The organism is Corynebacterium sp. HMSC063G05 (genome assembly GCF_001810555.1).
Classification (GTDB): domain Bacteria; phylum Actinomycetota; class Actinomycetes; order Mycobacteriales; family Mycobacteriaceae; genus Corynebacterium; species Corynebacterium jeikeium_D.
The window spans coordinates 220940-243610 of the sequence record NZ_KV801865.1; the positions used below are offsets into that span (position 1 = coordinate 220940).

Annotated in this window: 19 protein-coding genes and 1 tRNA gene; 10 read left to right on the forward strand and 10 right to left on the reverse strand. The window is 58.3% G+C overall.

The annotated features are described in order from the left end of the window. The first annotated feature begins 46 nt into the window (after positions 1-46). Positions 47-1387: a fatty acid desaturase family protein gene (locus HMPREF2751_RS10250; RefSeq protein WP_070595965.1), complete on the forward strand. Its 1341-nt coding sequence runs from the start codon at positions 47-49 to the stop codon at positions 1385-1387. On the opposite strand, the gene HMPREF2751_RS10255 is transcribed toward HMPREF2751_RS10250, so the two are convergent. The 3 genes from HMPREF2751_RS10255 to aroA are packed head-to-tail and all read right to left on the reverse strand — an operon-like array spanning position 1384 to position 5283. After that, positions 1384-2769 (reverse strand): chloride channel protein, encoded by a 1386-nt coding sequence (locus HMPREF2751_RS10255; protein WP_070595966.1) that lies wholly within the window; start codon positions 2767-2769, stop codon positions 1384-1386. The two genes, HMPREF2751_RS10250 and HMPREF2751_RS10255, sit on opposite strands and share 4 nt — an antisense overlap. Then, complete coding sequence (gene rsgA, locus HMPREF2751_RS10260; RefSeq protein WP_016422217.1) at positions 2756-3802, reverse strand: ribosome small subunit-dependent GTPase A; 1047 nt, start codon at positions 3800-3802, stop codon at positions 2756-2758. Before rsgA ends, HMPREF2751_RS10255 begins: the two co-directional genes overlap by 14 nt. Positions 3803-3804: 2 nt before the next feature. Further along, positions 3805-5283, reverse strand: coding sequence for a 3-phosphoshikimate 1-carboxyvinyltransferase (gene aroA / locus HMPREF2751_RS10265; RefSeq protein WP_070595967.1), 1479 nt, complete (start codon positions 5281-5283; stop codon positions 3805-3807). 70 nt (positions 5284-5353) lie between these two features. Here aroA and HMPREF2751_RS10270 point away from each other — a divergent pair, with 70 nt between their 5' ends. Then, positions 5354-6049 (forward strand): SOS response-associated peptidase, encoded by a 696-nt coding sequence (locus HMPREF2751_RS10270; RefSeq protein ID WP_069359461.1) that lies wholly within the window; start codon positions 5354-5356, stop codon positions 6047-6049. Between the two features lie 39 nt (positions 6050-6088). On the opposite strand, the gene ybaK is transcribed toward HMPREF2751_RS10270, so the two are convergent. After that, a complete protein-coding gene (ybaK, locus tag HMPREF2751_RS10275) occupies positions 6089-6601 on the reverse strand; it encodes a Cys-tRNA(Pro) deacylase (RefSeq protein WP_049193314.1) in 513 nt (170 codons plus the stop codon). Between the two features lie 98 nt (positions 6602-6699). On the opposite strand from ybaK, the gene HMPREF2751_RS10280 reads away from it, so the two are divergent. Both HMPREF2751_RS10280 and rsrA read left to right on the forward strand, forming a co-directional pair. Further along, positions 6700-7329: a sigma-70 family RNA polymerase sigma factor gene (locus HMPREF2751_RS10280; RefSeq protein WP_016422221.1), complete on the forward strand. Its 630-nt coding sequence runs from the start codon at positions 6700-6702 to the stop codon at positions 7327-7329. 20 nt (positions 7330-7349) lie between these two features. Further along, on the forward strand, positions 7350-7634 hold the full coding sequence (gene rsrA, locus HMPREF2751_RS10285; RefSeq protein ID WP_070595982.1) for a mycothiol system anti-sigma-R factor: 285 nt from the start codon (positions 7350-7352) through the stop codon (positions 7632-7634). 152 nt (positions 7635-7786) lie between these two features. On the opposite strand, the gene HMPREF2751_RS10290 is transcribed toward rsrA, so the two are convergent. From HMPREF2751_RS10290 to HMPREF2751_RS10300, 4 genes are all read right to left on the reverse strand, one after another. Then, positions 7787-7859 (reverse strand) — tRNA-Ala (locus HMPREF2751_RS10290). 364 nt (positions 7860-8223) lie between these two features. Next, positions 8224-8298, reverse strand: coding sequence for a 50S ribosomal protein bL37 (locus HMPREF2751_RS11050; RefSeq protein WP_014300525.1), 75 nt, complete (start codon positions 8296-8298; stop codon positions 8224-8226). A gap of 76 nt (positions 8299-8374) precedes the next feature. Then, the gene (locus tag HMPREF2751_RS10295; protein WP_016422223.1) at positions 8375-8644 is read right to left on the reverse strand and encodes a WhiB family transcriptional regulator; all 270 of its coding nucleotides are present in this window, start codon (positions 8642-8644) and stop codon (positions 8375-8377) included. 485 nt (positions 8645-9129) lie between these two features. Further along, on the reverse strand, positions 9130-10236 hold the full coding sequence (locus HMPREF2751_RS10300; protein WP_246823228.1) for a diacylglycerol/lipid kinase family protein: 1107 nt from the start codon (positions 10234-10236) through the stop codon (positions 9130-9132). A 100-nt stretch (positions 10237-10336) separates the two neighbouring features. On the opposite strand from HMPREF2751_RS10300, the gene HMPREF2751_RS10305 reads away from it, so the two are divergent. Next, positions 10337-10795: a hypothetical protein gene (locus HMPREF2751_RS10305; RefSeq protein WP_224783785.1), complete on the forward strand. Its 459-nt coding sequence runs from the start codon at positions 10337-10339 to the stop codon at positions 10793-10795. Here the strand turns inward: HMPREF2751_RS10305 and HMPREF2751_RS10310 are convergent. Beyond that, a complete protein-coding gene (locus HMPREF2751_RS10310) occupies positions 10792-12123 on the reverse strand; it encodes an Rv3212 family protein (protein ID WP_016422226.1) in 1332 nt (443 codons plus the stop codon). The genes HMPREF2751_RS10305 and HMPREF2751_RS10310 overlap by 4 nt on opposite strands. A gap of 68 nt (positions 12124-12191) precedes the next feature. Next, positions 12192-13556, reverse strand: a complete 1365-nt coding sequence (locus HMPREF2751_RS10315) for a DEAD/DEAH box helicase (protein WP_049172835.1) — start codon at positions 13554-13556, stop codon at positions 12192-12194. Positions 13557-13650: 94 nt separating this feature from the next. On the opposite strand from HMPREF2751_RS10315, the gene HMPREF2751_RS10320 reads away from it, so the two are divergent. The 5 genes from HMPREF2751_RS10320 to HMPREF2751_RS10340 all read left to right on the forward strand — a co-directional run bounded on the left by HMPREF2751_RS10320 (position 13651) and on the right by HMPREF2751_RS10340 (position 22595). Next, positions 13651-13875: a DUF3107 domain-containing protein gene (locus HMPREF2751_RS10320; RefSeq protein ID WP_042388469.1), complete on the forward strand. Its 225-nt coding sequence runs from the start codon at positions 13651-13653 to the stop codon at positions 13873-13875. Further along, on the forward strand, positions 13875-14783 hold the full coding sequence (locus HMPREF2751_RS10325; RefSeq protein WP_049172838.1) for a DUF3152 domain-containing protein: 909 nt from the start codon (positions 13875-13877) through the stop codon (positions 14781-14783). The genes HMPREF2751_RS10320 and HMPREF2751_RS10325 overlap by 1 nt, the downstream gene beginning before the upstream one ends. 9 nt (positions 14784-14792) lie before the next feature. Beyond that, the gene (locus HMPREF2751_RS10330; RefSeq protein WP_070595969.1) at positions 14793-15644 is read left to right on the forward strand and encodes a TIGR02569 family protein; all 852 of its coding nucleotides are present in this window, start codon (positions 14793-14795) and stop codon (positions 15642-15644) included. Positions 15645-15747: 103 nt separating this feature from the next. Beyond that, positions 15748-19098 carry an ATP-dependent helicase gene (locus HMPREF2751_RS10335; RefSeq protein WP_232250854.1) on the forward strand — a complete coding sequence of 1117 codons (3351 nt, stop codon included), beginning with the start codon at positions 15748-15750 and terminating at the stop codon, positions 19096-19098. A gap of 2 nt (positions 19099-19100) precedes the next feature. Then, positions 19101-22595 carry an ATP-dependent helicase gene (locus HMPREF2751_RS10340; RefSeq protein WP_049193358.1) on the forward strand — a complete coding sequence of 1165 codons (3495 nt, stop codon included), beginning with the start codon at positions 19101-19103 and terminating at the stop codon, positions 22593-22595. Positions 22596-22671 lie beyond the last annotated feature (76 nt).

Genomic DNA, 22671 nt, shown 5'->3' on the forward strand with positions numbered 1-22671 from the left:
CTGCATTAACCAGGAGAAACTACCTAAAGGAGTTGGGACCCTTCCCATGGCAATTTCCGATATCGCATCGTATGCGCACTTGAGCGAAGAAGACGTCGCAGAGATTGGGCGTCGGTTTGAGGAAATCGAAAAGCAACACCGCGATTCGCTGGGACAGAAGGATGCTCGCTACATCCGCACGCTCATCCGCATTCAGCGCACCCTTGAGGTGACTGGTCGAGGTCTGCTGATGGTGCCGACGGCAGGCATGGCCTTAAACAAATTAGGGATGCTGCCGAAGTCGTGGAAGAACACCGCGCACTGGGGTTTCAAATGGGCGGGTGCCTCAGCGCTGGGGCTGGCAAAGATTTTGGAAAACCTCGAAATCGGACACAACACCATGCACGGTCAGTGGGACTGGATGAATGACCCCGAGATTCACTCGGCCACCTGGGAGTGGGACAATTCCTGCCCATCCAGCGGGTGGAAGCACTCCCACAACTTTGTCCACCACAAGTACACCAACGTGCTCGGTATGGACAACGATGTGGGATACGGCATTCTCCGGGTGACTCGTGACCGCCGTTGGAAGCCATCGACGCTGCTGCAGCCGGTGACAAACGTGGTGTTGGCCAGCCTTTTCCAATGGGCAGTGGCCTTCTACGACGTCGAGCTCGGGCGCGTGTTCGCAGGTAAGAAATCCTGGGATGAGGCCCGACCGCAGCTCATGGAGGTGCTCAACAAGTCGGGGCGCCAGGTGCTCAAAGACTACGTTCTCTTCCCCGCGATGGCGGGTTCGCGTTACCGCGAAGTGGCGTTTGCGAACATGATGGCCAACCTAGCCCGTAATCTGTGGGCCTACGCCGTCATCTTCTGCGGACACTTCCCGGATGATGCCGAGACTTTCACCAAGGAGCAGTACAACACCGAGGACAAGAGCGAGTGGTATTTGCGCCAAATGCTGGGCTCGGCGAACTTCCACGGTGGGCTGGCGCTGTCGGTGCTCTCGGGAAATCTGAATTACCAGATTGAGCACCACCTGTTCCCGGACATGCCATCCAACAGGCTCGCGCAGATTTCGAAGCAGGTTCAGCAGATCTGCCGGGAATACGACCTGCCATACAACACGGGGTCGTTCCCGAAGCAGTTCTTCCAGGTCCAGCGCACGCTGCTGAAGTTGTCGCTGCCGGATCGCTTCTTAGTCGCTGACCCGGACAACGCCCCAGAGGTACGTTCGGAGGCGGCGTTCAAGAAATATCCGCAGGTTGAAGCGGAGCTCCAGTCCAGTTCCCCGCAACGCAAGGGCTTAGCGACGGGCCTGCGAATGCTCCGCCGTCTTCGCCCAGGTGTCCGGGAAATTGTCCGGGCCTACACAGGTCGCTCGACGCACACTGCTGCGCGCGGTTAGTCCTCGACCCGCTTGCGGACCGCAGCCGCGACTGCCGGTTCGCGGTTCCATGGCATTGATTGCTTGTGGGGCAGCCGCAGCCAGGCGCGAATCATGGTCACGGTCAGCGTCGCAGTTGCACCAGCGAGGAAGAGCGCTAAGTAAGCCGAGGAATTCTGGCCGGTAAACTCCACTGTCACGATCAGTGCGAAAAGTGGAGCTGCCATGGACGCCGACAGGAAGGCCGCCGCGCCGAGAATCGCAAAGTCGCTCAGCGGAACTGAGGGCATCAATGGCTGTACGAAGCAGCCGACGATGAAACCGCTGAGCGCGCCAAGGGCAAAGCCGGGAGTCAAGAGCCCACCGACGGCCCCCGAACGGAAAGTAACGAGAACCGCGACAGCTTTCGCAATCAGCAGGATGACTGCAAAACCCAGCAGCGGGCGATCCATGAGAACTGTGGTCGCAGCGATACGGCCATTGCCCAACACTTCTGGAACCCACAGTGAAATCACACCAACCAGTGTGAATGCGAGGGGGATGGCCCAGGCAGAGTGCCAGCCAGTCGGTGCTGTGTCCGACATCCGCGAGCTGAGAATGCGAAATGCGTAGCCGATGGCACCGCAGATAACACCGATGAGCAGTGCTGCCCCGAGGTTGCCCCAGCCGTCCGAGAGATTTATTGGGCTGTAGAGCGGGCTACTGCCGACCACGATGCCCGACGTCACCGTGGCGATGGCTGAACACGCCAGCACCACCATCACCGCGGTAATGCTCAGTGAGCCCAGCAGAATCTCCAACGAGAAAACCGCTCCAGCCAACGGGATGTGATAAATCGCCCCCAGGCCGGCACCGGCTGCTGCTGCGACCAGAATACGGCGGTGTAGCGGATCGATGCGCAGTCGATGCGACATCTGCGAGGCCACCATTGCACCGAGCTCACGCGGGGCATTCTCGCGTCCCATGGATGCACCTGCAGCGACGGTCGCCATCTGCAAAAACACATTGACAAGAGTTGACCACACAGGCATGGGGCGGCCGTGCATGCCCGCTTCAACGCTTTCAACAGGCTTCGCCTTTGTGCGAAGAGCTGCCCAGATTGGTCCTGCAATCAGCCCCGCCAACACAATTCCGACAAAGCGCTGTAAACCAGTGGTGCCATCGGTTACGACCGCTACGTCACCCTCGTGCTGCCCGTAGACCGCGTACTCGATGCCGTGCATTATTAGTGCGAGGCCGGCTGCGCCGAGTCCTGTCGCAAGACCCACGATAAGCGTGTAGATACACAGCCGAATCCAACTGCCGGGAGCGGGGTAGAGACCGGAGCCCGCGTTGTCCGCCTCAGCTCCAGCCGAGGCTTCAGCGGGCGTCTCCACAGAATCGGTGTGGCTAGTCTCTTTCAATGTCCAGCTCCCAATCCTCGTTGTCGCTGATGGCGCTCAACAGGCGACGCACGGCCATCGCTCGACGGTGCTGAACTCCCTCCAGCTTGTCGAGGGCGCACTCTGGATCCGCGGGCGGCCCCAAATGGGTGCAACCACGTGGGCATTCATCTGTCGCTGCCTGGATATCTGGAAACGCCGCCAGCAGCGTCTCCGGTGTCACATGAGCCAGACCAAAGGAACGAATGCCCGGGGTATCAATAATCCACGACGTCGCGCTGTCTTCGCTTTCCGACGGCAGCATCAGCGCCACCGACTGCGTGGAGGTATGGCGGCCCTTACCCACACCACTAACTTCGCCGGTCTCACGGTTGGCTTCAGGAACAATCCGGTTGACAAGGGTCGATTTCCCCACACCGGAATGCCCAACCAAAGCTGTCACTCGTCCGGGGACATCGATGAGCTCTGACAAGGGAGCCAAGTCATCGTTGATACCGCAGACAACGACATCCACTCCGAGTGCCGAGAACTCCCCGGCAAATTCCTCTGGGTCGGCCAAATCGGATTTAGTCAGACAGAGCACGGGGCGGACACCGCCGGCGTAGGCCGCGACCAGCGCGCGTTCGACAAAACCGGTGCGAGGTTCAGGATCGGCGACTGCGCACACAATGAGCAGCAGGCTGGCATTGGCCACGACGATGCGCTCATACGGGTCATTGTCATCGGCGGTGCGACGCAAAACCGTGCTGCGCTCTGCCAGCTTGACGATGCGGGCCAGTGTGCCCGCACGGCCGCTGACATCGCCTACGACACCGACACGGTCACCGACAACGATATTGGTGCGGCCGAGCTCGCGGGCACGCATGCATGTCACTGCAACATCAGGGTTGTTATCGAGGACTACACCCCAACGACCACGATCCTTGGTCACCACCATGCCCCAGTGGGCATCGGCGTGGCGGGGGCGATCCTTCGTCCGTGGCCGCGACCCTTTACCGGGGCGGATGCGTACATCGGACTCGTCCCATTGCCGTCCACGCCTGCGTGCCGCCACTGTTATTTCCCTGCCTCGGTTCCGTTGTCCACACCATCAAGTCGAGCTTCGACTGACTTTTCCAACGAACTAGGGCTGGGGGAGGCCAGTCCGAGCATCTCCAGCCAGCGCAGATCGAATCCAGGCATGGTCTTAGCAGTGGTACCGATATTTTCGACTTCCACGCCCTCCGTGCGCAGACCAACAATGGCACCAGCGGTGGCCATTCGATGGTCGGCGTAGCTGTGCCAGAGACCACCGTGGAGCGGAACGGGGTCGATCGCAATGCCGTCGTCAAGCTCGGTGGCGCGACCGCCGAGACGGTTGATTTCCGTGGTGAGCGCGGCGAGACGGTTGGTCTCGTGACCGCGCAGGTGTGCGATACCCGTCAGCTCGGTGCGGGTAGTGGCCAAGGCGGCGATGGCCGCGACGGTGGGGGTCAGCTCGCCAATCTCGGACATGTCCATCGTGATTCCGCGCAGCTCCGACGGCTTTGGGCCCACGACGGTGAGGCTGGTGCGGTCACTCTCGAGACGGTTCAACGTCACGGTAGCGCCCATAGCGGTGAGGATCTCGCGGATGCGGTCGCCCGGCTGCGTGGTGTGCTCTGGCCAGTCGGGCACGGTGACGCTGCCACCAGTGACAGCCGCAGCGGCCAGGAAAGCGGCGGCGTTAGACAGGTCGGGTTCGACCTGCCAAGTACGACCCATCATTTCGGTCGGGTGAATGGTGAACGTTGTGCGTGGTCCCTCAGGTGTGTCGGCCGTGGTCTCCTCGACCTGCACACCGGCCTCGCGAAGCATGTCCAGGGTCATGTCAATGTGCGGGCGGGAAGGAATCTCACCGGTCGGGCGAAGTACCAGGCCACGGCCGTAGCGCGGTGCTGACAGCAACAGACCAGAGACGAACTGGCTCGAAGCCGAAGCGTCAATTTCCACTTCGCCGCCGATGTCCGGCAGATCCTGCTCCTGGACCGAGTCACCGAGGCGGTTGCCCTGATTCGGACCCTGCGGATTGACCGTGAAGGGAAGCCCATTGCCCGCGATGTTCACACCGAGGCTGCGCAGGGCATCCAGCACGGCCGACATCGGGCGAGCCTTGGCTTCTACGTCGCCTTCGAAGAACACCGACCCCTGCGCAAGAGCTGCGATAGGTGGCACGAAGCGCATAACCGTACCTGCGAGACCACATTCCACGACACCACCGCGAAGCATGCGTGGAGTGACGCGGAGCGTGTGGTTCGGGGCACCCGAATATGTCGAGTCGGCACTGATGTCAGTTCCCAGGGCCTGCAGTGCGCGAATCATAAGATCGGTATCGCGAGAGCGCAGAGCACCATGGATAACCGATGGTGTCGAAGATATCGCCGCGATGACAAGGGCACGGTTCGTAATCGACTTCGAGCCGGCAATCTGCACCGTGGCGCTAAAAGGCTGTCGACCGGCCTCGGCACCGTCGACACTTACAGTAGGGGCGGACCAATTCTGATTTTGGGAACACACACAACCAATTATGGAACACTTTCACTCCATACCTCGACTAGAGGGGGAGTCAACGGCACAATCAGTTGGTATGTGTGGTCGTTTCGTCAATTTCACAGTCGCCGAAGAACTGCTCAGCACCACGGCTGAGATTCCCGGTTTGGCGCCCGTGCGTGCCGACGGCCCGTTGCCCACCTCCCGCTACAACATCGGACCGACCATGCCAATAGTTGCTCTTGCCCGCGAGCACCCCGGCCGCACAGGAACCATTGCTGCCACCGTGCGCTGGGGTTTAATTCCGCAGTGGGCCCGCGAAGTGCCAACAACACCTTTCTTCAATGCTCGTGCGGAAACCTGGCAGTCCAAACCGACTTTCCGGGATGGCCTGCCCTGCGCAATCCCCATGAACGGTTGGTATGAGTGGAAGAATCGCCAGCCCTACTTCGTCAGCTTCGGCGATGACGCACCGCTTTTCACCGTCGCGGGGCTGTGGGCGCGCTGGGGCGATATCGTTTCCGCCACAATTCTCACCACCGACGCCGTGGGACAGCTCGCGGATCTTCATCATCGTATGCCGCGCGTGCTTGCCGACGACGAAGTCAGTGACTGGTTGGATCTCTCGGCCTGGGCAGCAGACGGAGATGTTGGCATGACCAGCGCAGAAGTGGTGGACAAGCTGACCATCCGACCGGTCAACCGTGCCGTCGGCAATGTTGCGAATGAAGGGCCGCACCTGCTGAATGGGCCCGATGGAGCAGCACCCGGCCACAACGAGGAGCTGTTTTAAGGCCGTATCAGCGGGGAGGTTGCAGGAGTAGCCGCAGGGTTAGCGGGCGATGTCGGCGACCGTGGCGTCGCAAAGCGAAACCAGATCAGCGGGTGACAGTTCGATGTCCCACCCGCGGCGACCACCGGAGACAAACACAGTGTCGGCGAGAGTGGCTGTCTCATCAATGACGGTGGGGAGCTTGCGGCGACCGCCAAGCGGGGAGATGCCGCCGGGAACGTAGCCGGTGGCAAGTGACGCGTCATGGGGGTCGGCCATCGTGGCCTTGGAAGCCCCGACAGCCGCGGCAGCGGCCTTGAGGTTGAGCATTCCGGTGGCGGGGACGACGGCGATGGCCAGCCCAGTGCGTTTGCCGGATAGCTCGATAATGAGAGTTTTGAAGATGCGTTCGGGCTCGACTCCGAGATGCTCTAGTAGCCAAGAGGCGGCCTCTTCGCCGAAGTTGTCGCTGCCGTGGGGGAATTGGTGAACGTGGAAGTCGATTCCGGCGTTCTGACAGACGGCGATTGCCGGGGTGGCGGCAGCGGATTTCTTGGCGGACTTCTTCGACATAATTTCCCATCGTTGCACACCAGTGCAGCTACGCGACGAAATGCCTGGTGACGGGGGTCTGGCCGACTCGTGGGTGCGGATGTTTTAGGATAGGTAGCATGTCAGGTGATCAGACAGGAACATCGGCCATCCGGACTGATGAGTCGGATGAGGAGCTTGCGCAGCGCTTTGAGCGTGACGCCATGCCGCTTTTGGATCAGCTCTATGGAGCGGCGCTGCGGATGACGCGCAACCCCGCCGATGCCGAAGACCTGGTGCAGGAGACCTATATCAAGGCTTTTCAGGGCTTCCGCTCCTACAAACCGGGCACGAATCTGAAAGCGTGGCTCTACCGCATTCTGACGAATGCGTACATCAACAACTACCGCAAGGCGCAGCGTCGTCCTGCCGAGTACGCCACCGATGACATCACGGATTCACAGATCGCGGAAACCGCGTCGCACACTTCGATAGGGCTGCGCTCTGCTGAGGTTGAAGCGCTGGAAAAGCTTCCTGACGAGGAAATTCGTGACGCTTTGATGAGCCTCAAAGAGGACTACCGGATGGTGGTCTACTACGCCGATGTCGAGGGATTGCCCTACAAGGAAATCGCCGAAATCATGGGCACGCCCATCGGAACTGTGATGAGTCGGCTCCACCGTGGAAGAAAACAGCTCCGAGACGCGTTGCACAACGTAGCCGTGGAACGTGGATTCTTGAAAGAAGAGAAGGGAGATTCTCCGCGATGAGCCGAGAGTCGAGCCAAGATATGGAGCAGACGCCAGAGCGCGGGCACGCCTGTGAAGATGCTTTCTGTCAGGATGTCCACTCGCGCCTACACGCATTTTTGGATGGAGAGTGTGATTCGGAGGAACGCCGCTTTCTCGAGGAACACATTCACAAATGCCCTCAGTGCTTGGAAGAGTTCGGTTCCGAGCAAGCTATACGACGGCTGCTGCGCCGGTGCTGCCAGCAACCTGCCCCTGAGGACCTCCGTCAGCGCATTACCACTCGGATTCGTGTGTCCTATACGCGGGTGGAGTACCGCAAGTAGCTGCTGGCGGCTAGGTTTTGGTGCGTCATCTTTTGGCGCGTATTCCTTTGATGCTTAATGCGATGTTGCGTAATACGGTAATGCGGTAATGCGTAATGGGAAAATCCCAGGTCACGGTGATGTGGCCTGGGATATTTTTGTGGAGCTATTTGTGGAGCTAAGGGGAATCGAACCCCTGACCTTCGCATTGCGAACGCGACGCTCTACCAACTGAGCTATAGCCCCATTGCTTTCGAGCAACCTAGCTGGAGCTGCTGTAAAAGCTCTATTTTCAGACGTTACTCCGGTGGGGTTTGGGCTCCAAACTCGCTGGTAAGGTTCCGGCGGATCGTTAATCCGGAAAGCGAGGATGCGGTATCGACGAGGCATCGAAAAGGTGTTGAAAGTGACTAGGTTTATGACAAAAAACCGCGGGTGAATTCAATTCATGTGTCATAAACCTAGTCACTTTCAAATCTGCTACCCGTTGAGGTATCCGCTGGAGGCATAAAAAACTCCACCCCGTCCCTCGGTGCAATACCGAGTTGTGCTGGAGTGGAGTGAGATGTCTTAGCCGGTGATGGCTAAGACTGCTGCAACTAAGGGCAACTTAGCTGTTCGGACGCTTGCCGTGGTTAGCCTTGTTCTTACGGCGGTCCTTGCGCTTACGGCCACGCTTGCTCATAGCTGGGCTCTCTTTCTATCGGGTTAAACAGGTATCAACCGGTATAGATTACACGGTACGAGGGTAAGTCCTTTAATTAGACCGTGGTGCTGGTGCGAGTGCGACGGGTGCGGCCGCGGTTGCGACGGCGCTTCAGTGCGCGACGCTCATCCTCGCTCATGCCGCCCCAGACACCTGCATCCTGGCCGGTCTCAAGTGCCCAGGCCAGGCACTGAGCAGTAACAGGGCAACGGTTGCAAACGACCTTGGCCTTAGCAATCTGGGCGAGGGCCGGGCCGGAGTTACCGACCGGGAAGAACAGCTCCGGATCCTCTTCACGACAAACGGCCTTGTGACGCCAATCCATGACAAACTCCTAAAACATTACGAGCCCCGGGTGAGGGCAGGGTTAAATTTCCTTGCGGGAAGGCAGCTCCGGAAATGGATTTCGTCAGACACGACAAATCGCCGTATCTCAACGAAGGTTGGGGTTCATTCCCGGTTGCCCAGGGGTATTAGGCATCTTGGGAGGGGCCACCTGTTCCATCGCCTATACGACGTGAAAGGTAGTGGGGACTCACCAAAGAGTTTGCGCCTAAAAAGGCGAGACTTGCATGGTTACACAACCAGTGAACTGCGTGCCTGTCTCGCTGACGATTTACATGTTTTCACGACTGGGGCGGTTCGTAAAGAGCAAAATGAATAAAAGTGCCAAACCTCACAGAAAAGTGAAGTTTTGGTTAAAACGCCAGGTCAAAACTAGCCCCTTGTGGGGGTGATTTTAGTTTTGGTAATTGCAGTAGTGAGGGTGTATGGCGCATTTTTGTTGGCTTGTCAGTAAACAGTTGCAGCTTAAGTCGGGTTTGTCTCGGTCTTTTGGCTAGTACTGAACAGTCGGCGTGTGCGATCCATGACCTTTTTGGTCACCACAACGAGCAAGCGCTCGTCCACGGGGCGGGTAGCGACTTTCTTGGTGAACTGGTCCTCGGTGTAATCGTCGGCACGCGCCACAAAACTGATAGCGCCTTGCTTAACACGGATGTTGAGGGACTCACACTGATTGATGTACTCGCCGTCCAACTGGAGACGAAGTGGGGCAGTAGCGGTGAGCTCGATGTGCTGGGCGTTGTCGACGCGTCGTTCGCGGGCTTCGACGTGGAAGGGGGAACGCAGTCGGGTGAAGAAACCGGCCAAATTGGCTGCGGCGACAAGTCCCGTCACTCCCCTCAGGGAAGTGAAGCCATAAAAGCCCAGGCCTCTGCGTAGGGACACAGTGGGGTTGGTGACGATGGGGAGGTCGCCGAGGAATGTCCAGGGATTGGAGTTGGACACCACGGCCATTGCGAGATCACGGCCAAACTCCGTGCCGTCGATAGTTGCGGTGATTTGTGGCGGGCTTTTGCGCAACTGATTCCATGCGGTGAAAATTGCCGGCAAATAGCGCACGGCTTTGGCGCGGGTACCGTTTTGTCGGAGCTGTTCCATGGTGGAAATGACTTCCGCATCGATGCCGATACCGGCATTGACCACGAAGCATCGCTCCGCTGCATGTCCAACGCTGATAGTGCTGCGGGTTCGGGAGCGCAGCAGACTTGCGATGTACCACGCGGCATCTACGGGGTCGCGGGGAATACCCAACGCACCTGCCAAAACGTTGGCACTGCCGGTGGGAATTGTCGCGATGACAGGCAGGTCAGTGGCAGGCAGTGCGGAGAATGGGTTGGAGTTCATGAGCCCATTGACAATCTCGTTAATGGTTCCGTCGCCGCCGAGAGAAATAATGACGTCGTAATCGCGAACCGTTTTACCCGCCACCATTTCCGCAGCATGGCCAGGGTAGGCGGTAAACATGGATGTCAAGCGAATCCCCTCGACCGAGCGAAGCGCCCGCACAACGCCGGGCATACGTCGAGCAGTGTTACTGGTCGAATTCGGATTGGAGATTAGCAACGCACGCACAGGCACCAAGAATAGTGCATGAGCAGACTTGTGATGGGCGCATTAGCCGGTATGCCTCCAGGGTGTATTCATCGGTTCGCACCGGGCTAACATGTAGGGCGTGAGTAACCAGAAAAACAGCAGCAATGCGCCCAAATCGCGTACTACCGACCAGCTTGCGGCAGCCGACGGGCCGATCGCCGCACCTCAGGTTGTTATGGTCGGTGCGTGGATTGGTGTCGCCGAATGTGCCCTCGGTCTGGGCTACGGGATCTTCCTTCTCATTCGTGATTTGATGGGGTACCGCGACGAGGCCGCGGTCATTTCCGGTTGGGGTACCGCGCTGTGGTTCCTTCTCATTTTCGGCGCTGTTCTCGCTGGTGCGATTATGTTGCTGCGTGGCGCCCGATGGGGGCGCGGGCCGATCATTATGCTCAACCTCTGCTTGCTGGGCGTGGCCTATTACATGTTCCGCTCGAGCGCTTTTCTGCTTGCTCTACCGACGGCGGCAGCTTCAATTGCTGCGCTGGCCTGTATGTTTAGTCCGAAGGCGATTGATTGGGCTGCCCGCTCTTTCTAAGCTTCGATGGCGAACGCGTCGACTGACTCACCGCGCTGAACCAGTAGCGTGTCACCGACAACCGCAAGGCGCACGGGCACTTCCGGCTTGTCCGCATTATTTGCTTGAGTGGACTTCGCAGCTGCAGGCAACGGGAGTGTGCCGATAATCTCCAGAGTCTTGGCATTCAATACCGCGACTCCGTCAGTGACTGGCATGAAAACATGCTCACCCCATGGAGCTGGGGTTCCTGTGGCCTCAGCAAACTCGAAATCCGGCGCCAGGGTGCTCGGGCGGAAGCCCAGTAAACCACGCGGCGACCACCACGTCATGTGATGGGGAAGATCCGTTGTAAAAGGCGCACGCGGGGCATCGCCGTTGGAGTTAGCTTCCGCCGGTGCTGGGCGCAGGGTAGTCTCATCCAGCGCCAATTCAGTCAGCATCGTGCCGTCCATACGAAAAACTCGGATGCGGTTGTCTGACAGTACCGCCGCCGTGTCCTGGCCAATCGATACCAGTGACATATCTGCAGTTGCCGGACCAAGGTCAATATCGCTCTTGACCTCCGGTTTCCGAGACTCCTCCGGATTTGCCGCCTGCATGACCAGGCGTCCGTGACCATCGCAGTTGTTTACGACGGCCAGCAGCTCCACGCGTGTGAGCGCACTGATAATCGAACACTCTGGGTGTGGCTGCATCTTCGGTTCCGGGGATGCTGGAATCTTGCCGTACTCGACTACTCGGACCAGGTCAGAGCGCCACAGCTCCAGGAATCCAGAGTCGTAGACACCCGCGTATGAGTTCGAGCGCACGGCGGCAGGGCTGTCAGCCGCAATCGATTTTCGGGTCGCGACATACTGCCCCGAATCGGGTTTGAGTGCAACGGTCTCACCGCAGCCAGCTGCCCCGCGAAAAGTCGCGAAAACTTGGCCATCACTGCCCGAGAGCGCACAAAGCGGAATATCTCGTCGATAGTGCCAGCGCTCCGTGCCGTCGTTAAGCGAGATAGCACGCACGCCCCGGTCCTCAGCAACGATGAGGGAGTTGTCCATCACCAGTGGCGCCGGGGAGATGGTGTGCGTGCTTGTGCTTGCCGACGATTCGGTGGACCACACCGGCCGGAGAGTATGTGGCATTGCCTCCGGATCGTTCGCGGCCGGGGCTTGCGCTGTGCTGCTCGTCGGTGCCGTGGATTCAGTGCGATCGACCTTACGAGCCGGAGAAGCGACCCATGTCCAACCGACGACTAGCACTACGGCGATGATGAGAACTACTGATGCGATTCGATTGCGGCGCAGTCGGGTCTCTGCAGTGGTGGGCTCAGCGTTGGCTTGTGGTGACTGCAGCACGGTTGGAATGTCCTGTCGACGAGTGGTCGTGGCGAGAGGTGAGGTGGGGAGTTGGCACGCGCAGCGGCCTAGCTGCGACGATGAGAATTGGAGTGGCCGTCCCGCTTTGAGCTTCGTCCTTGGCCGCGATTGCGATGATGAGACTGTGAGCGGTTGTTTCGCGGGCCTCTTCCGCCACGCCCGCGAGGTGGCCGGGAACCCAATACCGGGCGGGCTGGCCCGACCTTCTCATCGATCCCCTCGGGGATGTCTAGAGCTTCGGCGAGCTCGGGGGAGGTGGAAAACCACGTCGGAATCTCGGCCATGTCCAGGTCGAGAGCATCTGAAATAGCCTTCCACTTTGTGGTTTCATCCCAGCCGACGAGCGTAACGGCGACACCGCTGTGTCCCGCGCGGCCGGTGCGGCCGATGCGGTGGACATAGGTCATTTCGTCATCGGGCACCTGGTGGTTGATGACGTGGGTGACATCGTCGATATCGATACCGCGAGCCGCGACATCGGTTGCGACCAGGACGTCGACGTCGCCATTGCGGAACGCCGTCAGCGAGCGCTCACGTGCAGGCTGGCCCATATCGCCGTGGACGGCGGTGACCAGGAAGCCGCGCTCGCCGAGCTGCTCAGCAACCGAGGCGGCGCCGCGCTTCGTGCGAGCAAAAATGATGGTGCGACCACGATCGTTGGCTTGCAGGATGCGGGCAATGACCGAGACCTTATCCATCTGGTGCGATTGGAAAACAATCTGTTTAGTGGTCTCGTGGACTGTGGCCTCTTCCTCGCCTGATTCGGCGCGGATGTGCACCGGGCGATTCATAAAGGTACGTGCGAGAGTCAGAATTGGGCCCGGCATTGTTGCCGAGAAGAGCATGGTCTGACGTTCATCTGGCACCGCAGCCAGAATCTTCTCGATGTCCGGCAGGAAGCCCAAGTCGAGCATCTCATCGGCCTCGTCGAGAACCAAAATCTTTACGCCTGACAGCTCTAGATTATTGCGCTGGTAAAGATCGATGAGACGGCCGGGAGTACCGACGATGATGTCCACACCGCGGTCTAGCTGTTCAATCTGTTCCTCATAGGGGCGGCCACCGTAAATAGTGCACACACGCAGATTGGTTGAGTGCGCAGCGCGGGCCAAATCCTCGCCGACCTGCACACATAGCTCACGGGTGGGGACGATGATGATTGCGCGGGCAGTGCCATCCGGTTCTGGAATGCGGGCGTCATCAAAGACGCGGTCAATAAGGGGGACACCAAAACCAAGAGTTTTTCCCATGCCAGTACGGGCTTGGCCGATAATGTCCGTGCCGTCGAGTGCCAAGGGCAGCGTCAGTTCCTGGATTGCAAATGTGCGGGTGATTCCTTCGTCGGCGAGTGCGTCGCAGATTTCCGCGGCGACCCCCAATTCGACGAATGTCGGGGACTGGGACTCTGCCACGGCGACTCCTTTGCTGTTTGTAACCTCACGTGACACGACGGCTTAATCGGTCTCTCTAATCCTAGCCGCTTTGGGAATGGTTATGATGTCACCTATGGACATCACTATTGGATTTGCAGACAATACGCGTGAGCTGAACATTGAAAACGTCGCTGGTGGCGAGGAGGTCAAGGCTGCGATCTCCCAGAAGCTGGCTGCTGGCGAAGGTGTGATTGAGCTCAGCGACGGCGCTGGTCAGGAGTACCTGATTAATGCTGACAAGGTCGCCTACGTCCGTACCGGTAATAACGCAGACCGTAAGGTTGGCTTCTTCGCCTAATGACGCAAGAACCCTTTCTCGTACGCATTGCAAGGAGTTGGGGGTGGCGAGCCTATGCCATCCCTGTACTTGTGGTGCTCACAGTCATCATTCTCTTCGACATCTTCACTGCTGAAGATGATTCTTCAGGTTCCGGCACTGGCACTGTCGCCTCGCAGAGTGGCAATGGTCGCCCTGGTCCGGTGCCCGGTGAGGGATACGGTGATGGTTACGAGGGAGGGCAGTTGCCACCCGGTCCGGCCTTTGCCACGGAACCCTCGGGAAATTTTAAAGATGTTACCGTGGCGCATCCCCGTGTTGGGGAGGGGCGCGACAATGCGGTCAGGTATTCCGTGGAAATTGAAGACAACATTGATGTTCCTTCGATTGGTGGCGAGCGCGCCTTTGCAGAGACGGTGAACTCGATTCTGGCCGATCCACGTGGCTGGACAGCTAATCCAGATTTTTCTTTCGAGGCAGTGCCTCGCGACCAGGATCCGACGATTGTCGTGCAGCTTTCCGCGACTGGAACCGCACATCAGCTGTGCGGCAACACCTTGGGAATGGAGACCTCCTGTTACCTGTCTGGGCAGCGGGAAGGTGAGCCTGGGCGCGTGGTCGTCAGTATCGCCCGGTGGGTTCGAGGTGCCCTGCCTTTTGAGGGGGACCTGGGATTGTATCGCCAATACCTTATTAATCACGAGGTTGGTCACGGACTTGGGTACGCGGTTCACGAGCCCTGTCCGAGGGACGGCGGTATCGCGCCAATCATGATGCAGCAGACCCTGAGCGTGTCGAACGATGAACTGCACAAAATCGACAGCAGCGAGGTCTATCAGGTCGATGGTAAGACGTGTTCTGTCAACGGCTGGCCGTACCCATTTGGGGCGGACGACGATACGGCCGCACCGACTCAGAAAGCAAGGTAGTAGCAGATTATGATCGCCACTCCTCCCGACCGTGTTTTAGAGGCCTTTGGTGCCGAGGGCGAGCCGCATCGTGCCGGGCGAGCTTGGGACAATGGCTGGGTCTACGACGATTCCATTGTCCTTTCGCCGGTACATAATTCGGCGCAGGCGCTGTGGTCTGCAAAGGTTCGCAGTGCGCTAGATGTCGATGGCGTCCGAGTGGCGAAATCCGTGCGTACCAGTGACGGCCGCTTGGTCATTGCTGGGTGGCAAGCCCGTCATTTCATTCCGGGGGGATTCGCGCCACGTGCCGATGAAACCATTGTTGCCGCTGGTCGCGTGGAAGAGTCGCTTGCCAGTATTGAACGGCCACAGTTCCTCCTTGATAAGGAGCCCGATTACTTCGTCATGTGTAATCGCGCAGCTTGGGAATCTGACCCAATCGGCATCCTCGAGCAGCTTCTCGACGCGGATAGCGTCCCCCGCGCCGATTGCGCCGAGGCTCTCACAATCTCCGGTGATCTTCTCCAGTTGCGGGCAGAGATGGTTGTGCCAACGGGGCTTCTGCAGGTCTGTCACGCAGACCTCGTCGGCACGCTGCTTTACGACGGCACGGCCGCCCCGGTTCTCACCGATATCGTGCCAGCGTGGCATGTCCGTGGTTGGACAGCTGCCTTGGCGGCAGTGGATTGTCTGTCCATGATGGGGGCTGATGAGGAGCTACTGCGGCGCTTCGATCACCTGCCGGATTTCGGTCAGTTGCTCGTTCGTGCGATGTGTTATCGACTTTTTGTCCACGCTGTTAGTCCAGAATCGCAGCCGAGTGCGTATCGCGGTCTGTTCCGCGCGGCTTCGCTAGTTCGCGCGTTTGTGTCTAAGTAACGCCGGGCAGTATTTACGGGAGTTTTTGGGACGGGGGTACTTTTCTCCTTATTTCGAATGGGTGTTCGAGTATCGGTCCGGAGGTTGTGCCACAATGGTGCACATGAACGTAGATGGAATGCCGAAGGTTCGGTTCGTCCAGGAGGAACCTCCTCGTCGTCGGCAGTGGTTGGGTACTGCGGTAGAGGCGCTTTTCCCTTCCCATAATCAGGCGCTCGTGGTAGAGAACAAGCTTGTAAACCAGCCTGTTGTGCGCGTTTTAGGCGGCCCAGGGACTGGAAAGAGTTCGCTGCTGGCAGATCTCGCGGTGGACTACATGCAGGCGGGCATTCCGGCGGACAGTATTTTGGTGGTGTCACAGTCAAAAGAGGCCGCTGCGGAATTGAGGCGGGATATTGACAGGCGTTTTTCCTCTGAACTGGGGGAAGGCGGTTCGGTCGGGGCAGGCCAAGGTGGCATGGTGCGTGCCGTGCATTCACTTGCCTATGCAGTAGTACGTGATGCCGCCGTGAGTCGGGGAGAGCCTGAACCATCGTTGACCACTGGTGCACGCCAAGATGCTGTCGTGCGGCAACTTTTGGCCGGACATGCGGAAGATGGTGGTGCGTATTGGCCAGAGCGGTTGCGCCCGGCTCTCCCATTAGTCGGTTTTTCCCGTGCAGTTCGTGACTTTCTGCTGCGTGCAGCTGAGCGGGGGATTGATGCCCCGAGGCTTCAGCAGCTCGGCGTGGACTATGGCATTGAGTCGTGGTGTGCGGCTGGCAAGTTTATGGCGGAGTATCAGCAGACTATGCGGTTGGCGTGGGAGCCCAGCCTGAACGCTGCAGAGATTGTCTCTGCGGCATTGATGGAGCTGGATGCAGACGCGCAAGCACTGGCTCGGTGGGGAAAGTCGGTGGTGCTGGTCGATGATGCTGAACACCTATCCCCGGAAGCTGCGCGTCTTGTGGATCGGTTTGTGTCGCAGGCGGCGGTAGCCGTCATTACTGGTGATGAAGATCAATCGGTATTCCACTTCCGCGGTGCTAATAATGACTATCTCCGGAGGACTGGTGAGGCCGAGTGCAAGGCAATCCACTTGCAGCAGTCTTACCGCTGTAACGCTGATATCGCGGATTTAGTCAACGCAGTTTCTCAGCGCTTGCCTAAGGCTCCTGCATACCGTGGCATTGTCGGTTCAGTTGGAGCACAGGAAGCTCGTGAATCCGAAGTTGGAAACAACAGCGATACCGTCGCAGCGGAAAACTCGTACGCAGCTAAAAGTGCAGTAAAAATAGCTATTCATCCTTCTGAACGTGCACAGCGAGCCACAGTCGCGGACTACTTCCGGCGCCTTCATATTGACGAGGGAGTGGCATGGAAGGATATGGCGGTCATCGTCCGGTCCGGTGCAGGGGAGTCCTCTCTGTTCCGTGCGTTGTCGCGTGCGGGTGTGCCTGTGCAGATTGACCCAACGGACATCGTGCTAAGTCATCAGCGATTGGTGCGAGCGCTGATGGTGGCGTTGCGGGCAACTATGAACCAGCTCGATGACGTGGAGTGGGACGAGTTCCTCTCCGGCCCATTGGTCAACATGGATCCGATTGTCAAAGAGCGTCTGCTGCGCGGAATCCGAAAGGCCGACCTGTTCGGCGGGGCCGCGATGACTCAGCTCATCGGAATCTTGAAGGCAGAGGGACTCACAGCTGAACATCTGGAGCTTATTGAGTCTCTGTCGCAGCGTGAACGTCAGGCGCTGCAGGTGCCGCTGGATCTGTTGAGCGCAGCTCGTGAAGCGTTGCGCGATGGTGTGGAAGCAACTTTGTGGGCAATTTGGCAGTCCACTGGTTTGGCAGACCATCTGGTGGCGGCATCGTTGCGCGGCGGTACAGCTGGCGCATCGGCTGACCGCGATTTGGATGCTGTGATGGCACTGTTCGACTTTGCTGGTGACCGTGTGGAGCTGAATCCAAAACTGACGGTTGACGGTTTTATCGCTTCTGTGGAAGAGCAGGAGCTGCCCATCGGCGCACGTGACCGTAGCGGGGTAGAGCGCGATGCCGTGCGCATTCTCTCAGCCCATGCGGCTCTGGGCAGGCAGTGGAAAGCAGTAGCAGTTGTCGGAGTCCAGGAAGGCCAGTGGCCCAGCCTCGGTGTGACTGGCTCGGTGATGAAGCAGAACGAGTTCATCGGTCTCGTTGATCACGGAATTGAGCCGCGGGAGTACATCAATTCCATGGCGGATGCGCTGGCGGAGGAACGTCGTTTGCTGCACGTCGCGGTATCACGGGCGAGCGACAGGGTACTGCTGACCGCAGTCGATTCTCCTGACGATGTTGGAGTTCCCAGTCCGTTTATTATCGAGCTCGTTGAAAAGCTCGGTAATTCGGTGACGGAGCTGGTGAAACAGTCGGAAGCATCGTCGTCTGCGAACGGAGTCGGGGCTACGGCTAATGAAGCAAACGCCGGCAATCCGGATGTTGCAGAGGCAGAAGATGTCGCATGGGCCGGTGAAGGCCTGCCACGGGTGCTCTCTGTGGAGTCACTGCTGGCAGAACTGCGTGCAGCCGTTGTGGACGATGCGGAGACTGAGACGCGGCGTCGACAAGCTGCACGTCAACTCGCGCGATTGGCGCAGGTTGAGGTTGCTGGCGCACATCCAGACACCTGGTGGGGGCTCCGTGCACCGTCGACTTCGAAGCCGGTAAATGACAAGAAGCCGATGAGGATCAATCCCTCCAAGGTGGAAGCAACCCTGAGTTGTCCGTTGAAGGCCATGTTGGATAAATCAGCACCGACATCGGCCATGTATCTGGGCTCTCTACTGCATCAGGCGGTAGAAGCAGTCGCCAAGGGAGTGACTGTGCCTGAGGCTCAGTCTGAGATCCGGCGTGTTTTTGGGGACCTGTCCGATGATCCGGAGTGGCGTAAGCGTACTGAGGAAGAGACCTGGTTGACCGGGCTGGAGGATTGGCAGCGGTGGATTGAGACTAAGAAAGATATCGGAACCGAGGTCCCAGTAAATGTCAACATCAACGATGACATCGTGATTGTCGGACGAATCGACCGGTTGATTGAAGACGCTGATGGTGCAGTTCAAATCGTCGATATTAAAACCGGTAAGACAGCGCCCTCCGGTAAAGAAGTAGAAGGACACGCACAGCTAGCTACATATCAACTAGCGCTGTCGAAGGGGAAGCTCGTTGAAAGCGGAGATGGGCTCGCTGTGGACAACGGCGAAGGCATTGAACAATCTGGGGCATACCTGGTATTTCCGCGAAAGTCACACAATAAGACCATTATCACTAGCCGCGAACAGTCAAAGCTCACGGAAGACAAGTTGGCTGACTGGGAGCGTCGCGTAGAGCAGGTAGCACGTGCGACGTCTGGCCCGCGTGCCTTGGCGCTCGCTGGTGATCATTGCAAGTTCTGCACGCTTTCGAAGGCGTGCCCGGCAGCAGAAGGGAATCGGTAGTCATGTCGGAGGAACGAACCATCATTGATCCCGTCACCCTGTCGGAGATGATGGGGCAGGACTTTCCGCCCACCCCGCAACAAGCGGCGGTAATCGGTGCACCGATGGAACCAATGCTTGTTGTCGCCGGTGCCGGTGCTGGTAAAACAGCGACAATGGCTGCCCGTGTTGTGTGGTTGGTCGCCAACGGCTTTATCCGCCCAGAAGAAGTTCTAGGTTTGACCTTCACCAGGAAGGCAGCGCGCGAGCTCGGCGTCCGTATCCGCCAACAGCTGAATGCGCTTGCTTCCTCCGCTGCATTTCGTGCACAAGCTTCACCAGAGGTATTAGCAAGCCTCGAGGTCATTGCCCCAACCACGCTTACTTACGATGCTTATGCCTCTGAAGTCGTGAGCAATTATGGTCTTTTGCTGCCGACGGAGCCGGGGGTCACCATTATGGATGGCGCGACGCAGTGGCAGTTGGCCTGGGAAACAGCTCGCAATGTGACCGAAATTGATGTCGATATTGCGCCATCAACGCTGGCCAGTCGCATTATTGAGCTGGGGTCGAACATCGACTCAAACTTATCTACCCCGCAGGCGATTCGCGAGGAAACCGAAGCGTTCATCAGCAATATTGAGCAGACCCCGCAGAAGGGTAAACGCGAGGGACTAATTGGCGATCTACAGGGCATCGTCGATAAGCAGCGGGAGAGATTAGAGATTTTGCCGCTGGTAGAGCAGGTTCGAGCTCGGTGCAATGAAGAAAATGTCGCCACCTTCGGTATGCAGATGGCTCGGGCGGCCCGGCTAGCCACCGACTTCGCGGAAGTCGGGGAGGAGGAGCGGCGTCGCTTTAAGATCATCATGCTCGACGAGTACCAGGACACGTCGCACACACAGCGGCTGTTCCTGCGTGCGCTGTTCTCCGGTGGTTGTGTCACCGCTGTCGGCGATCCGATGCAGGCAATTTATGGCTGGCGAGGAGCAACGGCCGAAAACCTTGTGCAGTTTGTCAATGATTTTCCGCGGTCGGATGGGCAGCCAGCGGAGAAAAAGCAACTGACCATTTCTTGGCGAAACCCGCAGTCAGTGCTGCAGCTTGCTAACGCAGTCTCCGACCGTGCTTTTGCGGGGCAGGCTCGTACGGTAGAGGCACTGGATGCAGGGCCAAAAGCAGGCCAGGGCGAGGTGCAGCTTGCTTTCACTGCAACCGGTGAGGAAGAAGTTGCATACATCGCAGATTGCATGGAGACGCAATTACGCGAATGTGAAGCAGCTGGCAACAAGCTCGATGCCGCCATCCTGGTTCGGACAAATGCTGAATCGGCTGTCTATTTAGATGCACTGTCTGAGCGGGGTGTGCCTGCAATCATTGTAGGACTCGCTGGATTACTGCACTTGCCCGAGGTCATGGATATCACCTCGGTGATGAAGATATTGGTCGACCCCAGTTCAGACCAGGATGCTCTGCGTCTGCTACTCAGCCCACAGTTCAATTTGGGTGCCGCAGACGTGGAGGCACTTCGCACTCGTGTAGATCAGCTGGCAATCGCAGGAAAGGACGAGTTGGCCCGCAAGAAGGGCAACGTCGAAGAAACTTCAGACTCCTCACCGCTTTCCCAGCTCGCTCGCCAGTATGACAAGCTCGTGGAAGATGCCGAAGCAGCATCGTCCGCGGTGGGGCTGGGGCACGCCATCGCCGACCCGGATATTCGTTTTTACGACGGCACCCCGCTGGCGCGCGGCAGTGTGGAAAAAAATGGGCGGTTGGTCTGCAGCGAGTCACTGAACTACACAGATGAAGCAATGGTGCGCATCGCACAGTTGGGTGCAAGCCTACGAAAACTACGCCGGTTCTCGCTGAATAAGCCTCTGCCGGAACTGGTCGAGGACATCGCTACTGAGTTTGGAATTCGCGTAGAAGCAGCGGCTGGACAGTACGGTTCCGCTACCGCGATAACCAGGCCGACAACCGCACATCTGGATAGGTTTGTCGATATCGCTGCGACGTATTCTCAAAATATCTCGGACGATGTGACAGGGTTTTTGAACTATCTGGAATTCGCTGTCGAACACGATGATGGCTTGGAACGGGCACCTATGAACATGCCGGAAAACTGTGTCCAAATCATGACTATGCACAAGTCAAAGGGCTTGGAGTGGGAAACGGTTGCTGTTCCGGGCATCACCACTAGCAAGTTCGACAGAGTTGATTTGTCATCGTGGCTGACCAATTCAGTTCAGCTTCCTCCTGGCGCAATTACTCAAGTGGATCCGCTAACGGCTAGTGCAGAAACAACAGAGGATGCAACGCAGCTTGCAGCAGGCGATTGGGCTCCTGTCGCTGATTCTGTCGACAGCAACGCCCCCGAACTGGACATATCAGGCACCGATAACCAGACCGACCTCAACAAGGTGATCAAAGCCTACAAGGAAGAGCTGCGAGAAGTGGAGAGGGAAGAAAAACAGCGCCTCTTCTACGTTGCCATGACTCGCTCCGCGAAAAAGCTCATTGTCACTGCAAGCAGGCGGCCTAATCCGAGCTTGAAGAAACCCACCGACGTGTCGGCGGACTTCGCAGCCATCGCCACTCAATTCAGTGACTATGTGGTGTCGTGGACAGATGGGGAGGACCCTGAGGTAGAGGACACTGAAGTCGATTTGGACTGCGACACTGCGGTTGATGGGGTGGTCTGGCCCGTCGATACCCTGGGCAACCGCCGAGATAGTGTGCAGCGAGCAGCCGAAAGCGTCATGCGCTACATGGGCGAAGACCAGGATGAGCGCCCCATTGCAGGTGACCTGTCTGAGGTATGGGAAACGGAAACGACCATTCTCGTGGATGAAATCCTTCGAGCTAAGGCCGCGGAGATTCATCTACCAATGCCGACAAGCATGTCCACTAGCGAATACCAAGCGATGATTGCGGATCCGGTCGCGTTTGCTCGTCGGAAAGCACGCCCGGTGCCGTTTAAGCCAAACCGATTCGCGCGCCGAGGTACGGCATTCCACGCTTGGTTGGAGAATCGCTTCGGTGCACACAGTCTGCTGGACGATGAGGATCTCTTCGGGGATCAACTGGATGACTTCCTCGGCACAGAACAAGTCGCGTCCGAACGCGAACTGGAGAAATTGAAGGCGAATTTCGAGGCATCTGTGTGGGCTGACCGCACGCCAACGCATGTAGAGGTGCCGTTTGAAATTGCCATCGGGCAGAGGCGGGTCGTCGGCCGAATCGACGCGGTGTTTAACGACAACGGGAAGTGGAGCGTCATTGACTGGAAGACAGGCCAGATGCCGCGCGGAAAGGAAAGGGAAGTAGCGGCGCTACAGCTGGCGATTTACCGCCTGGCGTGGTCGGATAGGCTGCGCGAGATGGGAATGGAAACTGCCCCCGAAGACATTGAAGCCGGGTTCTTCTACGTTTCGGCAGGACGGACGCTAATACCAGATGAAGCGCTACTGCCAAGCAGGATAGAGTTAGACAGGAAAATGCGCGAGCTGATTGGATAATCATCTACGTATGTAACTGCCGCGTGGCCGTGGCCAGTTATCCAGGTGAAAGCAGCAGTTTGTATGCGCTATTTTT